This window comes from Pseudomonas donghuensis (assembly GCF_000696345.2).
Lineage (GTDB): Bacteria > Pseudomonadota > Gammaproteobacteria > Pseudomonadales > Pseudomonadaceae > Aquipseudomonas > Aquipseudomonas donghuensis.
Genome location: NZ_CP071706.1, coordinates 641,465 through 656,653, shown reverse-complemented (window position 1 = coordinate 656,653; position 15,189 = coordinate 641,465). Strand labels below are relative to the sequence as shown.

15 protein-coding genes are annotated in these 15,189 nt (G+C 62.1%); 6 read left to right on the top strand and 9 right to left on the bottom strand.

Features of this window, described 5'->3' with window-relative positions:
• Positions 1-26 precede the first annotated feature (26 nt).
• Entirely contained in the window at positions 27-1,460 is a 1,434-nt protein-coding gene (locus tag BV82_RS02985; protein WP_036995489.1) for a TolC family outer membrane protein, read from the top strand.
• A gap of 77 nt (positions 1,461-1,537) precedes the next feature.
• On the opposite strand, the gene waaA is transcribed toward BV82_RS02985, so the two are convergent.
• The gene (gene waaA, locus BV82_RS02980) at positions 1,538-2,806 is read right to left on the bottom strand and encodes a lipid IV(A) 3-deoxy-D-manno-octulosonic acid transferase (protein ID WP_010221563.1); all 1,269 of its coding nucleotides are present in this window, start codon (positions 2,804-2,806) and stop codon (positions 1,538-1,540) included.
• A 14-nt stretch (positions 2,807-2,820) separates the two neighbouring features.
• Positions 2,821-3,711 carry a LysR family transcriptional regulator gene (locus BV82_RS02975; protein WP_036995487.1) on the bottom strand — a complete coding sequence of 297 codons (891 nt, stop codon included), beginning with the start codon at positions 3,709-3,711 and terminating at the stop codon, positions 2,821-2,823.
• An 86-nt stretch (positions 3,712-3,797) separates the two neighbouring features.
• Here BV82_RS02975 and BV82_RS02970 point away from each other — a divergent pair, with 86 nt between their 5' ends.
• The 4 genes from BV82_RS02970 to BV82_RS02955 all read left to right on the top strand — a co-directional run bounded on the left by BV82_RS02970 (position 3,798) and on the right by BV82_RS02955 (position 7,190).
• On the top strand, positions 3,798-4,130 hold the full coding sequence (locus BV82_RS02970; protein WP_010221561.1) for a DMT family transporter: 333 nt from the start codon (positions 3,798-3,800) through the stop codon (positions 4,128-4,130).
• A gap of 68 nt (positions 4,131-4,198) precedes the next feature.
• Positions 4,199-5,374, top strand: coding sequence for an NAD(P)/FAD-dependent oxidoreductase (locus tag BV82_RS02965; RefSeq protein ID WP_036995485.1), 1,176 nt, complete (start codon positions 4,199-4,201; stop codon positions 5,372-5,374).
• Positions 5,371-6,180 carry an aldo/keto reductase gene (locus BV82_RS02960; RefSeq protein WP_010221559.1) on the top strand — a complete coding sequence of 270 codons (810 nt, stop codon included), beginning with the start codon at positions 5,371-5,373 and terminating at the stop codon, positions 6,178-6,180. The genes BV82_RS02965 and BV82_RS02960 overlap by 4 nt, the downstream gene beginning before the upstream one ends.
• Before the next feature lie 47 nt (positions 6,181-6,227).
• Positions 6,228-7,190, top strand: a complete 963-nt coding sequence (locus BV82_RS02955; RefSeq protein ID WP_010221558.1) for a hypothetical protein — start codon at positions 6,228-6,230, stop codon at positions 7,188-7,190.
• A 33-nt stretch (positions 7,191-7,223) separates the two neighbouring features.
• Here the strand turns inward: BV82_RS02955 and hldE are convergent, their stop codons facing one another.
• From hldE to BV82_RS26595, 4 genes are all read right to left on the bottom strand, one after another.
• Positions 7,224-8,645: a bifunctional D-glycero-beta-D-manno-heptose-7-phosphate kinase/D-glycero-beta-D-manno-heptose 1-phosphate adenylyltransferase HldE gene (gene hldE / locus BV82_RS02950; protein WP_010221557.1), complete on the bottom strand. Its 1,422-nt coding sequence runs from the start codon at positions 8,643-8,645 to the stop codon at positions 7,224-7,226.
• Positions 8,646-8,778: 133 nt separating this feature from the next.
• Positions 8,779-10,587 carry a lipid A export permease/ATP-binding protein MsbA gene (gene msbA / locus BV82_RS02945; RefSeq protein WP_036995483.1) on the bottom strand — a complete coding sequence of 603 codons (1,809 nt, stop codon included), beginning with the start codon at positions 10,585-10,587 and terminating at the stop codon, positions 8,779-8,781.
• A 15-nt stretch (positions 10,588-10,602) separates the two neighbouring features.
• Complete coding sequence (locus BV82_RS26600; RefSeq protein WP_420831686.1) at positions 10,603-10,773, bottom strand: hypothetical protein; 171 nt, start codon at positions 10,771-10,773, stop codon at positions 10,603-10,605.
• Entirely contained in the window at positions 10,773-11,249 is a 477-nt protein-coding gene (locus BV82_RS26595) for a hypothetical protein (RefSeq protein WP_420831685.1), read from the bottom strand. Before BV82_RS26595 ends, BV82_RS26600 begins: the two co-directional genes overlap by 1 nt.
• Before the next feature lie 387 nt (positions 11,250-11,636).
• On the opposite strand from BV82_RS26595, the gene BV82_RS02935 reads away from it, so the two are divergent.
• Complete coding sequence (locus BV82_RS02935; protein WP_036995481.1) at positions 11,637-12,239, top strand: BUD32 family EKC/KEOPS complex subunit; 603 nt, start codon at positions 11,637-11,639, stop codon at positions 12,237-12,239.
• Between the two features lie 6 nt (positions 12,240-12,245).
• Here the strand turns inward: BV82_RS02935 and BV82_RS02930 are convergent, their stop codons facing one another.
• From BV82_RS02930 to BV82_RS02920, 3 genes are all read right to left on the bottom strand, one after another.
• On the bottom strand, positions 12,246-13,340 hold the full coding sequence (locus BV82_RS02930; RefSeq protein ID WP_036995479.1) for a glycosyltransferase: 1,095 nt from the start codon (positions 13,338-13,340) through the stop codon (positions 12,246-12,248).
• Between the two features lie 48 nt (positions 13,341-13,388).
• Positions 13,389-14,162 (bottom strand): glycosyltransferase family 2 protein, encoded by a 774-nt coding sequence (locus BV82_RS02925; RefSeq protein WP_036995477.1) that lies wholly within the window; start codon positions 14,160-14,162, stop codon positions 13,389-13,391.
• 67 nt (positions 14,163-14,229) lie between these two features.
• Complete coding sequence (locus tag BV82_RS02920) at positions 14,230-15,186, bottom strand: glycosyltransferase family protein (protein ID WP_036995475.1); 957 nt, start codon at positions 15,184-15,186, stop codon at positions 14,230-14,232.
• Positions 15,187-15,189: the final 3 nt, after the last annotated feature.

Here is a 15,189-nt window from a genome sequence, read left to right as displayed (position 1 = left end):
AATTCTCACCGTTCAAGGATTGCCCTATGCTGCGCAAACTCTCACTGGCCCTTGCCGTGTCTTGTGCTACCAACGGAATGGCCTGGGCAGCGGATGTGCCCCTGTCGGCGAAGACCGACCTGGTCAGTGTCTATCAGGAAGCCGTGAACAATAACGCCGACCTGGCGGCCGCCCGCGCCAACTACGGCGCCCAGAAGGAAGTGGTGCCCCAGGCCCGTGCCGGCCTGCTGCCAAACCTCTCGGCCGGCGCCGAGATGATGAGCAACCGCACCAAGATCGACAGCCCTTCGGTGACCTCCAACCGCAGCGGCAATTCCTGGCAGGCGACCCTGGCGCAACCGATCTTCCGCGCTGACCGCTGGTTCCAGTTGCAGGCGGCTGAAGCGGTCAACGAGCAGGCGGCCCTGGAGCTGTCGGCTACCGAACAGAACCTGATCCTGCAAAGCGCCGAAAACTACTTTGCCGTGCTGCGCGCCCAGGACACCCTGGCCTCGACCAAGGCCGAAGAAGCCGCGTTCAAGCGCCAGCTCGACCAGTCCAACGAGCGCTTCGACGTCGGCCTCTCGGACAAGACCGACGTGCTGCAGTCCCAGGCCAGCTACGACACCGCCCGGGCCAACCGCATCGTTGCCCAGCGTCAGGTCGATGACGCCTTCGAGGCGCTGATCACCCTGACCAACCGCGACTACAACTCGGTGCAGGGCATCGTCCACACCCTGCCGGTACAAGTGCCGGTGCCAAACGATGCCAAGGCCTGGGTCGAGACGGCCGGCAAACAGAACCTCAACCTGCTGGCCACCAACTACGCGGTAAGCGCCGCCGAAGAGACCCTGCGCCAGCGCAAGGCCGGGCACGCACCGACCGTGGATGCGGTAGCACGCTACCAGAAAGGCGACAACGACAGCCTGGGCTTCACCAACCCCAACCTCACCGGGCAGAACTACAGCGGCGATGTCGAACAGACCAGCATCGGCCTGCAGTTGAACATCCCGATCTACAGCGGCGGCCTGACCAGCTCGCAGGTACGCGAGGCTTACCAACGCCTGAGCCAGAGTGAACAGCAACGCGAAAGCCTGCGCCGCCAGGTGGTGGAAAACACCCGCAACCTGCACCGTGCAGTGAACACCGATGTCGAGCAGGTGCAAGCGCGCAAGCAGTCGATCATCTCCAACCAGAGCGCCCTGGAAGCCACGGAAATCGGCTACCAGGTGGGTACCCGCAACATCGTCGACGTGCTCGACGCCCAGCGCCAGCTGTACACCTCGGTGCGCGACTACAACAATACCCGCTACGACTACATCCTCGACAACCTGCGCTTGAAGCAGGCGGCAGGCACGTTGAGCCCGCAGGACCTGACGGATTTGAGCCGCTATCTGAAATCGGACTACAACCCGGACAAGGACTTCCTGCCGCCAGACCTGGCAGCAGCGGCCAAGGCCAACTTCGAAGCCCTTCCCTGAAAAGCGATCGCCGGCAAGACCGGCTCCCACAAAACCTGTGGGAGCCGGCCTTGCCGGCGATGGCAGGCGAAGCCTGCCTAGATCAACCGCCCCAGCGCATCCAGCAAGCGCTTCAATGCCCCCTGATTGGCCTTCATCACCGCCAACCCCGCCGCCCCCATGCGCTGCGCATCCCGCGGCAACTCGATCAGCCGCCGCACCTCGGCCGCCAGCCCTTGGGCATCATCGACTTCCTGCAAGGCACCGGCCTCACGCAGCATCGCCGCGATCTCGAGGAAGTTGAACAGGTGCGGACCACTGAGCACCGGCAGCGACAGCGCCGCCGGCTCCAGCAGGTTGTGCCCGCCGTTAGCCACCAGGCTGCCGCCAACGAAGGCAATATCGGCCAGGGCGTAGAGAAACAGCAGCTCGCCCATCGTGTCGCCGAGCAGCACGGCCGTATCCGCGTTGATCGGTTCGGCACTGGAACGGCGAACCGTTGGGAATTGCCCGCGACACAGCTCGAACACGCTGTTGAAGCGTTCCGGATGGCGCGGCACCAGGATCAGCAAGGCGTCGGCGTGATGTTCACGCAACTGCCGGTGGGCAGCGAGAATGACCTCGTCTTCGCCTTCATGGGTACTGGCGGCGATCCACACAGGGCGCTGGCTGGCCTGCCACTGCTCACGCAAGGCACGAGCGCGGGGCAGCAGTTGCTCGTCGATACTCAGGTCAAATTTGATCGAACCGGTGACCTGCACACACTCAGGTCGCGCACCCAACTGGCGAAAGCGCTGGGCCTCGGTTTCGGTCTGCACCGCGATCAGGCTCATTTCGGCCAGCATCGGCCGGGTCAACCCGGCAAAGCGCGCATAACCGCGGGCCGAGCGCTCAGACAATCGCGCGTTGGCCAACGCCACCGCTATACCGCGCTTGGCGCACTGGTGAATGTGATTGGGCCACAGCTCGGTTTCCATGATCACCGCAAGCTTGGGCTGCACGTGATCGAGAAAGCGCCCGGCAGCCCAGGGCAAGTCATATGGCAGGTAGCAGTGCTGAATTCGCGGCTCATCGGCAAACATCGCCCGGATCCGCTCGGACCCAGTCGGGGTCATGCAGGTGATGGTGATCGGCAGCTGTGGATAAGCCTGCAGCAAGGCGCGAATCATCGGCGCCGCGGCGATGCTTTCACCTACCGACACCGCGTGCACCCAGATACCGCCCTTGGCCATGGCCGGCAGGTTCAGGGCGAAACGCTCGCCGACACGCTGAGCATAGGCCGGGGCCTTGCGCGAACGCAGAAACAGGCGCAGCGCAACCAGCGGCAGGCCCAGGTGAAACAGCAGGGTATAGAGGGTTCTGTTCATGGCGCCGAAGTGTACTAGCCAATTGCGCGCAAGTGCACTGCGAAGCGTTCAGCCAGCCACTGTGCAGCGGGGCCCAGCGGCTCGTCACGACGCCACACCAGCTCGACCACCAGCGCCGGTGGCGTCCATTCGCTGGCCAGCTCGACCATTTGCGTCTGGTAGGTGGGGTACTGCACCACATGCCGCGGCAACCAGGCCCAGCCCAGGCCACGCATCAGCAACTCGGCCATGGCGTAGAAACTGTCGGCACGCCAGATCTGCGGGCTGATCGGCTCGCCACCGGGATAGCCGCTTTCCTGTGGGGTGATCAGCAACTGGCGGTGCCTGGCCAGGTCCTGGCGGGTAACCCGCTGCAGGCCGGTCAGTGGATGATCCACCGCACACACCGTGACCATCTCGATCCGTCCTACAGCCCGACGCTCAAGGGCCTCCGGCATATGGTCATGGTGAAACAACAGGCCCAGATCGGCGCGCCGTTCGATCAACTTGCGTGCAACGTCGCCCTGGGCGCCGCTGGCCATCTGCACCTCAAGCAAGGGGAACTGCCGAGCCAATTCGTCGAGGCTGTCGATCACCGGTTGATAGGGCATGGCCTCGTCCTGGGCCACGCGCAGTTGCGCCTCTTGCCCGCGCATCAGGGCCAGGGCACGGCCGTCGAGGCGTTCGCACTGGCGCAGCAGTTCGCGGGCATCTTCCAGCAAGGTTGCGCCGGCCTCGGTCAGGCGCGGCTGGCGGCCGCTGCTGCGCTCGAACAGGGTCACGCCCAGGTCAGTCTCCAGCAGGGCAATGCCGTTGCTCACCGCCGATTGCGCCTTGCGCTGCTCACGGGCCACTGCCGAAAACGAACGCAGTTCGGCGACCCGCACGAACATGCGCAACTGCTCCAGGTTCCACTGCTCGGCCATCAACCTATCTCCAGGAAAGATAGGTAATGACTTTACCCCATTCAGGCTTGCTCTAGAATGCCCAGCCAGAACAGAGGATTACCGAAATGAATGCCTACACCTACCTGGCTATCGCCATCTGCGCCGAAGTTATCGCCACCGCCTCGATGAAAGCCGTCAAGGGCCTGAGCACGCCCCTGCCGCTGCTGCTGATGGTCTGTGGCTACGCGGTGGCGTTCTGGATGCTGACCCTGGTGGTGCGCAGCATTCCGGTGGGTATCGCCTATGCAATCTGGTCGGGCCTGGGCATCGTCCTGATCAGCATCGCGGCGCTGGTGATCTACGGGCAGAAGCTGGATGTACCGGCGATGCTCGGCATGGCCATGATCGTCGGCGGCGTGGTGGTGATCCAGGTCTTCTCGAAAACCGCCGGGCATTGATCCGCAACCGGGTGCAATGCTTCACAGGCTGTATACTGGGCGTCTGTCCAAGCTTGTGAGGTTCATGCATGCCAACCGTAATTTCCACCGATGTGCTGATCGTCGGCGCCGGGGTCGCAGGCCTCTGGCTCAATGCCCGCCTGCGCCGGCTCGGCTATTCGACAGTGCTGGTGGAACGCGCCAGCCTCGGTGGCGAGCAAACCCTCAAGTCCCAGGGGATCATCCACGGCGGCGCCAAATATGCCCTGCACGGTGCCCTGACCGGCGCCTCGGAGGCCATCGCCGACATGCCGCGGCGCTGGCGCGAGGCCCTGGCCGGCAACGGCGAGCTGGACCTGTCCGGCGTGCGCCTGCTGTCTGACGCCCATTACTTGTGGTCACCCGGCACCCTGGCCGGCAATCTCACCAGCTTTTTTGCCAGCAAGGCGGTGCGCGGCCGTGTCGATCAGGTCAAGGGCGATCAACTGCCGCCTGCCCTGCAGGACCGCGCCTTCAAGGGCAAGGTCTATCGCCTGGCCGAATTGGTCGTCGATGTGCCGAGCCTGCTGAACAAGCTCGCGGAGCTGGCCGGCGACAGCCTGCTGGCCGCTCAATCCATCGAACCGCTGAACGACAATGGCGAGCTGCTTGGCTTGCGCGTCGACGGCCGCGAGATCCGCGCCCAACGCGTGGTGCTCAGCGCCGGTGCCGGCAATGCCGCGTTGCTTGAAGCCCTGGGCCTGAGCCAGCCGGCCATGCAGCGCCGGCCGCTGCACATGGTCATGGCCAAGGGCGCCAGCCTCAAGCCCTTGTACGCCCACTGCCTGGGCGGCGGGCCGAAGCCGCGCATCACCGTCACCAGCCACCCGGCAGCTGATGGCCAGTGGGTCTGGTACCTGGGCGGCGACCTGGCCGAAGCCGATGGCGTAGCCCGCGAACCTGAAGCGCAGATTGCGGCGGCGAAAAAAGAAGTCGGCAACCTGCTGCCCTGGATCGACCTCAGCCAGGTGCGCTGGGCCACCGTGCGCATCGACCGCGCCGAGCCCGCACAGTCGGGGCTGGTGCGCCCGGACAACGCCTTCCTTGCCGAGCAACAGCATCTGCTGGTGGGCTGGCCGACCAAGCTGGCCCTGGCCCCGGACTTCAGCGACCGGGTGCTGGCCACCCTTGAGCGTGACGGCATCAAGCCGGCCGCTCAGGCTGCCCTGCCCGAACTGCCCCGGCCACCCATGGCCCTGCCGGTGTGGGAGCAACTGCTGCCATGAGCCTGCCGAGCCTGCACGACCTGCATCGTCCCCTCGGCAGTACCGGCCTGACGGTGTCGCCACTGGGCCTGGGCACCGTCAAGCTCGGCCGCGACCAGGGCGTCAAGTACCCCAACGGCTTCACCATTCCCGACGACGCTGAAGCACGCATGCTGCTGGCCCAGGCCCGCGAGCTGGGCATCAACCTGATCGACACCGCGCCAGCCTACGGCCGCAGCGAGGAACGCCTCGGCCCGCTGTTGCGCGGTCAGCGTGAGCACTGGGTGATCGTCAGCAAGGTGGGCGAGGAGTTCGAAGACGGCCAGTCGCGTTTCGACTTCAGTGCAGCGCACACGCGCTTTTCCATCGAGCGCAGCCTCAAACGCCTGGAAACCGACTGCATCGACCTGGTGCTGGTGCATTCCGACGGCAACGATCTGCATATCCTCGAACATGAAGAGGTCTACCAGACCCTCGAAGCGTTGAAGCAGGAAGGCAAGATCCGAGGTTTCGGCCTTTCCGGCAAGACCGCAGCGGGCGGCCTCAAAGCGCTTGAGCGCGGCGATTGCGCCATGGTCACCTACAATCTGAACGAGCAGGCTGAACGACCGGTGATCGATTACGCTGCCGAACACGGCAAGGCGATCCTGGTGAAAAAGGCCCTGGCCAGTGGTCACGTGTGCCTGAGCCCGGGGGTCGATCCGGTGCGCGCCAGCTTCGAACTGCTGTTTGCCCAGCCTGGCGTCAGCAGTGCTATTGTCGGCACCATCAACCCGCTGCACCTGGCCCATAACGTGGCAACCGTTGCCAACGTCCTGCGCCACTGACATCCACGCCGCCGCCGCGGCCGACCCCAACGCAAGAAGGAGCCGACATGCCGCGAACGCTGATCCGCAAGAACCCCAGCAACTTCAAGACCCTGCCGCTGCACGTCGAGGCCAGCCCCGAAGGCCTCGTCTACCAGAGCATCGGCATGCCGCTGAACTTCGCCCAGACCCTGCAACGGCGCAAGCCGATCCAGCTCGCCGACAGCCAGCACTTTGCTATCGAGCTGGCCAATCTCGGCGTGTCGGTGCGCCTGACCCTGCGCTGGCAAAATCGCGATTACTGGGTGCTGGTGCGTCAGCGCCGTCAGGACCGCGGCGATGTGGTGCTGAAACTGATTTCAGGCTATGTGCCCGCTCAGGAGCTGAACCTGCCGCTGCATACGGCAATTCAGGAGGTTGCCGAAGAATGCCTGCTGGAAACCCCGGAAGGCTGGCTTGGCGGGCGCTTCAACGACACCTGGCTACCGGCGCCCTACGCTGACGCCTTGCACTACCGCGAAGCCCTGCCCTTCGTGCTCACTCCGCAGTCCGGCGCCGCACGCCCGGTGCGCTGCGCCAATCTGCAGTTGCTGGAGCGGCCTCGGGCCTACGTGCACTTGCCCACCGCGTCACTGCAGTTGATCTACGACCTGTGCCTGCAAGTCCCCCGCGAGGCCAAATCGCTGAGCCTGTTCCACGTTGACGAGCGCCTTGAAGGCGACCAACTCGTCGCTCGCCTCAACCGCAAGCGCCCCGACCTGTACCTGATGCCGCTGGAAGACGGCCAGCCACGTGCCGAACTCTACACCCTGAGCAAGGATCGTCTGCTACCGGCCAGCACCCGCGGCCTGTACCTAGCCGAAAGCTTTGCCAGGCAGGAGGGATGGCTGGTCAGGGATGAGCGGATACGTTGGAAGGACTGGGTCAGGCAGCAAGGCCTGACGCCAGCGAAGCCGGACAGCGGCTTGAAGCGGCTGACCGGTAGAGCGCGGGAGCTGTTGCAGATGGCCCGTGGCGGATTGCGCAAGTAGAGCCGATCGCAGGGCGACTTGCCCCGCGATGTTTCAGTTCTTGCGGATCTTCTCGACGATAGCGGTGGTCGAGCTGTTTTCCACCAGCCCCAGCACCTTCACGGTACCGCCGTAGGCCGTGACGATATCGGCGCCGACCACCTGGTCGATGCCATAGTCACCGCCCTTGACCAGCACGTCCGGCTTGACCTGGCTCAGCAGGTTCTCCGGCGTACCCTCAGGGAAGCTGATGACCCAGTCCACTGCCCCGAGGCCGGCCAGCACAGCCATGCGCCGGTCAACACTGTTGATCGGCCGGCCCGGACCTTTCAGGCGGCTGACCGAGGCATCATCGTTGACCGCGACAATCAGGCGATCGCCCTGGGCACGGGCCTGCTCCAGGTAGGTCACGTGACCGGCATGGAGGATGTCAAAGCAACCGTTGGTGAAGACGATCTTCTCGTTGTGCGCGCGGGCATCATCAATGGCCAGCAGCAGCTGGTCGAGGCTCAGCACGCCACGCTCGGAACCTTCTTCGCGCTGGATGGCGCGGCGCAACTCCGGGGCACTGATGGCTGCGGTACCCAGTTTGCCGACCACGATACCGGCGGCAAGATTGGCCAGGCCCACCGCATGGGGCAGCTCTTCGCCGGCAGCAATGGCTGCGGCCAGGGTCGAGATCACCGTATCGCCGGCACCCGTCACGTCAAACACTTCACGGGCCCGGGCAGGCAGGTGCAGGGCCGGGTGACCAGGACGCAGCAAGGTCATGCCGTGCTCGCCACGGGTCACCAGCAAGGCACCGAGCTCCAGCTCGCTCATTAGTTGGCCACCCTTGGCCACCAGCTCGGCCTCGTCGGCGCAACGGCCAACGATGGTTTCGAACTCGCTGAGGTTGGGGGTGATCAGGCTGGCACCACGGTAGATCGAGAAATCCTTGCCCTTGGGGTCGGCCAGCACCGGAATGCCCTTGGCCCGGGCCGCCTGGATCAGGCTCTGGTGGTTTTTCAACGCTCCCTTGCCATAGTCCGACAGGACCAGCACCTTGACGCCATCGAGCAGCGCATCGACCTCGGTGCCCAGGGACAACGGGTCGGTGGCAAAGGGCTCTTCAAAGTCGATACGCAGCAACTGCTGATGGCGGCTCATGACCCGCAACTTGACGATGGTCGGTTGGTGGGCAATACGCTGGAAGATCGAGCGCACACCGGCAGCCTGCAGGCTGTTGGCGAGGCTGTCGGCCGCCTCGTCCTGGCCCGTCACGCCAACCAGTGCAGCCGGGGCCCCCAGGGCGGCGATGTTCAAGGCCACGTTGGCCGCGCCGCCGGGACGGTCCTCGATCTGTTCGACCTTGACCACCGGTACCGGCGCTTCAGGCGAAATCCGTGAGGTACCGCCATGCCAGTAGCGGTCGAGCATGACATCGCCCACCACCAGTACCGGGGCTTGATCGAAACGCGGCATGGACAACTTCATGGGCAACCCATATACAAAATAATTAACAGGGGCAGGATATTAGCACAGGCAAAGCGAAGGCTTGTTTACCGCCTTGTTGCCAGGCATTCCAAGGAAAGGCTGCCGGGGCACGACAGGCCCCGGCGCGTGTGAATCAGGTGATATCAGCCTTGGCCGGTTCGTCCAGGCCCATGGCATGCAGCCTGGCGTAATAGCCATTGGCAGCCAGCAACTCGGCATGGGTACCGCGCTCGACCAACTTGCCCTGATCCATGACCAGGATCATATCGGCTTTCTCGATAGTCGACAGACGGTGGGCGATCACCAGCGTGGTGCGCCCTTGCATCACGTGATCCAATGCGGCCTGGATGTGTCGCTCGGACTCGGTATCGAGGGCCGAAGTGGCCTCGTCGAGAATCAGCAACGGCGCATTCTTGAGCAGCGCCCGGGCAATCGCCAGGCGCTGGCGCTGACCACCGGAGAGCAGCACGCCATTCTCACCGACCTGGGTGTCGAAGCCTTGCGGCAACTGCTCGACGAACTCCTTGGCATAGGCATCGGCGGCAGCGGCTTCGATCTCGGCCCGCGGCGCACCGGCCAGGTCGCCATAAGCGATGTTGTTGGCCACGGTGTCGTTGAACAGGGTCACGTGCTGGGTCACCTGGGCGACGTGCTTACGCAAGTTACGCAGTCGGTAGTTCTCGATCTCCACGCCGTCGAGCAGGATCTGCCCCTGGTCGTGGTGATAGAAGCGCGGGATCAATGCCGCCAGAGTCGACTTGCCACTGCCCGAACGCCCCACCAGGGCGATCATCTGCCCGGGTTCGGCGGTGAAGGAAATGTCGCTCAGGACCTGACGTTCGGTACCCGGATAGGTGAAATTCAGGTTACGGACCTCGAGGCGCCCCACAACACGGTCCAATTCAACGGTGCCACTGTCGACTTCCGGCGCCTCGTCCAGTTGCTCGAAAATGCTTTCGGCACCGGCCAGCCCCTTCTGGATGGTCGAACTGACTTCCGACAACTGGCGGATTGGCTTGGGCAGCAGGCCCGCCGCAGTGATATAGGCCACCAGATCACCGGCCGTAGCATCACCGCGCAGAAACAGCACCAAGAACATCAGCGCGGCCATGGCGGTATAGATCACCAGTTGCAGCATTGGTGTGTAGACCGCGCCGGTCTTGGTCATGCGCAGCTGCTTGTCGGTGTTGCTCTGGCTGGCATTGGCAAAGCGCTGTTGCTCATAGCTTTCGCCACCGAAGCTGCGCACGACGCGGTAGCCCTGGATGGTCTCGGAAGCGACGTGGGTGACATCGCCCATGGCCACCTGAATCTTCTTGCTCTGCTTGCGGAATTTCTTGCTCGCAGTTCCGACCATCAGCGCAATCACCGGCAGGATCGCCAGCATCACCAAGGTCAGTTTCCAGTTCATCCACAACAGGTAGACAAACAGGAAGACCACGGTCAGGCCTTCGCGGATCACCACCTTGATCGCATCGGTCGCAGCGCCGGTGACCATGGTCACGTTGAAGGTGATGCGCGAGATCAGGTGACCGGAGTTGTGGTTATCAAAGTAGCGGTTGGGCAGCACCAGCAGCTTGTTGAACAACTCGACCCGCAGGTCATGTACCAGACCCAGGGAGACTTTGGCCAGAAAGTAGTTGCCCAGGAACGAGCCGAGGCCCTGCCACGCTGCGATCAGCACGATCAGCAGTGGTACGGCCTGCAGCAACTGCAGGTCTTTCAGGTAAGGCACGGTGGGGAACAACACAGCCTGAGGGTTGCTCAAACCATCGACGAAATACTTGAGAATGCCGGCCAGCATTGGCTGGGTCGAGGCAAAGATCACAAAGCCAAGGATACTCAGCATAAAAATGCCGATGTACGGCTTCACGTAGCTCAGCAGCCGGAAGTAGATTTTCAGGCTGGAGCTCTGCTCCGCCTCTCGCGGTGTTTCGGCCATCGTCGAGCTCGCTGTTCAGATTGAACCGGAAATTTTATCACAGCCTGGAGCTCGGGCACGCCCCCAGACCAGGACAGTGGCCAGGCCAACCGGCAGCCAGCTGATGAACCATTCAGCGCGCGGGGTGCCAGTGAGGCTGGCGGCGTCGAACTGCATGGCCAGGGTCGAGAAAAGCCACAGGCCCATCAAGCCCTTGCCGAAGGCGGTGTCACGGGCTTTCCAGATTTCGCGTAATACATAAAGCCAGACAGCCAACCATAGCAGCACCCGCGATCCAGCAACCACAACGGTCTCAGCACCAGATCGGCATGGCAAGCACGGAAATAAGCAGTACCAGTGCCGCACCTCGACGCTGGCAGAGCAGCAGGAACATGCCGAGGGCGACCAACGCCAAGCCCCAGACACTTTGCAACACCAAGGTGCGCGGCGTACCAATGAAGCATCCAGATAATGGCGGCAGCAATTACGTAAGCGCCAAGAATAGGATAGGAAATCTTACCGACACCGTATAACCGGACATTCCTGGGCTGCGCCTGAACGCAATAGAACAGCACAATTGAATAGACCGCTGCGATTGCCAGACCAACACCGCCCCAGCTCAACAGGCGCATCACACGCGCAGTATCTGCATTGGCCATCATTGGAAAAAACAGCAGGAACACTGCGATATACACCAGACGTTTGCCCCCCCCTGGTCGGCACTGCTCCAAGAAAGACTCAGAACAGACCAGCCAAGCAGCAAGGCAACCGACAGCCATAGCCAGCGCTGGGCTTTCCAGGTATCAACGAGCACGCGAGCCGACCACAGCAACACCAGTGCCGGCAGCCACAAAAATGCGGTCACCCCCTACTGATAAACCTTGTTACTGGGCGCCAAAGCGATTGCCACCACGAACCACAACAAACCGATCGCCAGCCAGGACTGTGCCCAGCGCCTTGCGTACATCATGCTTTTCCCCATCGTTTCAACAACACCGGCATGGTGCATCCTTAAAACTTTCGGCATTATTGCCGGTCATTTTGCTTGCCCGATGACAAGGCCCCTATCCATGCAATGTTCCCGGCTACCCCAGGTCGACTTCAATCAGCTGACACTCGGCGCCCAGGTCCTGGAGGCCGACAGCTACGGAGCTAAAGTCTACCTGCTAACCGATGGCAATATCCTCAAGCTGTTCCGACGCAAGCGGCTAATTTCATCTGCCTTGCTGCGACCTTACTCGCGTCGCTTCATCGACAACGCCTTGCAACTGAAGAAGCTTGGAATTCCTACGCTTGAAGTACTCAAGTACTTCACCCTCGATGCCCCTGGCATGACCGCCGTGCTGTACCAACCTTTGCCCGGAGAAACCCTGCGCCAACTGTCCCGACAGCCGGGCTTCAGCTGGCAGAAGCACCTGCCGGAGCTGGTTGCCCTGATACAGCAGCTGCATCGTTCGGGCATCTACTTTCGCTCATTGCACCTGGGCAACATTGTGGTGACGCCACAACAGCAATGGGGCTTGATCGATGTGGCTGACATGCGTTTCCTGCGCGCACCGTTATCCGCGCGCCTGGTCAGACGCAACGTGCAGCACTTTGCCCGCTACATCGGCCGGGAGCAACTGGGTGACGAGTTTCCCCTTGCGGAATTAGAGCGAGCCTTGTCGAGATGAGGTTTTTCAAGGCGTGCGTAGCAGTTCACGGGAAGCCTGACTGAAACGCTGCCAGGCTTGATCCGGGGCCAGCGCCTGCTGCTGAGCCGCCGCGACCTGCTCTGCGGGCAATCCCGCACAGTCAATGATCGCCTTGGCCCACGCCTGGGGATCGCCCGCTGGGGCATAAAGTCCCGCATCACCCAATTGCTCGCGAAACACTGACAAATCGCTGCACAGTACCGGCACTTCTGCCATCACCGCCTCCTGGAGCACCAGCCCCAGGCCTTCGGCATGCGAGGGTATGAGCACCCAGTCAAATGCCCGGTAGAGCTGCGCCAGGCCGTTGCAATGGCCTGGCATCAAGACTTTATCAACCAGCCCCAGCGCCTTTATCCGCCCTTCCAGCAATGCGCGTTGCACACCCTCACCGAGAATCACCAGGCGCAGGTCCGGCTGCTGCTGGCTAGCCTGAGCAAAGGCCTCCAGCAGGTAATCGAAGCCCTTGCTATCAACGAGACGGCCGACTGCGCCCATAACCCGCACACCTTGGGTTGGCAAGTTCAACGCCTGTCGGGCTTGCTCCGGCTCAAGCAGGCCACGGCGAAACCCTTTTGGCTCGAGGGCTGTACGTAATACGTTGACTGGTATGCCGAGGTCTTGCTCCAGCGCGCTGGCAAGGGTCTGGGATACCGCCACAATACTCAATCGACTACCGGGGATCGAGCGTAGCAAGGCGACATCCGCCCGACGTAAGCGGGTCTTGCCGTGAAAGACGATAGCTACCCGGACATCCGGCATCTTCTGCACAACCGGCAAAATCAGCCGCGATACCCCCAACCCATCCAGCACCAGCACCTGCGCATTGGCCTGCTCCAAGGCTTCACGCAGGCGGCCATGCAACCAGGGCCTGAGCAACATCCACAGATGCCGCCCCTTGAGCAGGCGATGGGATAGTTGCCACTCGCGTGTCGACTCTGTGCTGCAGCAGGAACCCCGGCCTTGCAGTAGCCAACTGCTGATCCTTGCCCCAGGCTCGGCCTGGGACAATATTTGCTGATGCACCTTGTGCACCGAGACGTACGGCGAACCACCAGCCCACATGATGTTGATGATATTCACGGGGAGCCCCCTGCTGTATCGGACTGGAACCCCGTCAAACCGGCAGAATCAATTCGCAAAAAAGCCAACACCGACTCCCAGTGCAATGCCGACCAGCAACGTTAAAGCCAGCTTGACCCGCTCGCGCTGACGCCGGCGGGCTTTACGCTGACGCTCTTCAGGCAGACTCACGTGCATGCCGAAGCCTGTGTGCAACACTGCGTCACCTTCCAGGCTCACCCCAGTCAGGTTCAACTCGGCATAGCGCTTTGACAATGCCTTTTCACCAGCATAGGCGGCAAACGGCGCACAGCGCTGATAATCGCTCAGGCGGCGCAAACCGGGGTTCAGCGAGAAGCTTTGCCACTCGGGCTTGTCCGACAGCAATGGGTAGCAGGGAACACCGGCGATCACCTGGCGCTCGCCCAGATGGATATACGGGCTGTGCAATTTCAGGTCGTAGACATAGCTACGCAACCAGACCTGCAGGAGCTGCGGGCTGACCGCCAGGATCGCCAGCGAGTCCTCGACAAAGCCTGGGCGGTAGAACTCCCAGTCATCCTCGCAATGGAAGATGTAGGGGGTCTTTACGTGACTATAGGAAAGGTCGATCGACGCCAACTGGCCCAGCTTCGGGCGATTGACGAAGACCGTGCAGTACGGCTTCCAGTGCTCGGGGATAGCCTGGTGAACAGCCTCATCCCCGGAGTCCTCGGTGATGAACACTTCACGAATAGGCGCGGTATTGAACCGGTCAAAGCTTTCCAGCGTAAGTTTTAGCAAATCGAAGCGTCCGCAACTGGTGACAACCAGTGTTACGTCACTATCTTGGCAGAATCGCACCGGACCCCCTCCCCATAAACTGTATTCAAATGTTCAAGACTACTTGCCTGGTTTCAGGACAGCCGGCTCATATGCCCAGTCTCAAACGCAAGCGCTGCCAGCCGGTCAGGGCTGGACGGGGACGAAGAGGTGGCTGCATTTTTTCCACGATGCTACGACCTACCTGGGCGAAGCTGAATTGCGAGACCGCCAGATCACGACCGTTATTGCTGATTCGCTCAACCAGTTCAGGGTCGGCACGCAACACTTTCAGCTTCTCTTGCAACTGGGCAATGCTGTCATAGAGCACCACGTTATGCATGTCTTTGAGGCCCAGGGCGCGATTCTCCGCCTCACCCTGGCTAAAGGCCAGCAAAACGCAGCCACAGGCCATCGCCTCGAAATTCTTGATCATGTATTCGCCCATGCCGACATCCGCGCTGACAAAAAAGCGGATGCGGTTGAGCGTGTTGCAGTATTCTTCGCCCGACTTGGTGCGCGTAACCAGCAGGTTTTCAACCTGGGCCAGCTCGTCGAGCAGCGCCTTGCGGCCACTGTAGGCAACACTGTTGGTACTGCCGACGAACGCCAGCTCGATGTCCCGCTCACGCCCCTGGTCGGCCAGCAACTGCTGGTCGTAGCCCTTGGGCACAAACACAGCATCAAAACCTTCCTGGCATAGCTGTTCGCTGACCCTGTAGCCGGAACTGATCACCCGCGCCCAGGGCAACTGGCGGTAGTGAGCGCTGAACTTGCCGGTGTACTTGCACGGGATGTAATTCTGGTAGGCATCATGTTCGAGGATGACCAGGTTGGGCACCGTGCGAATGAAGCCAACCTGGCGAATCTCTTGCTTGAAGCGCAGGAAGAACACGATCCGGTCGTACTTGTCGACCTCGACTTCGCGGCGAAAATAACGACGCAGATTACGCTGATCGTCACTGCTCAGCCAGCGCAGATCACAGTCGCAATGCGCAGCAACACCGTCATACAAGCGATCAAGGATCGCCCGTTGTTCTTTCTGCACCAGAAATAGAACTTTCATTGT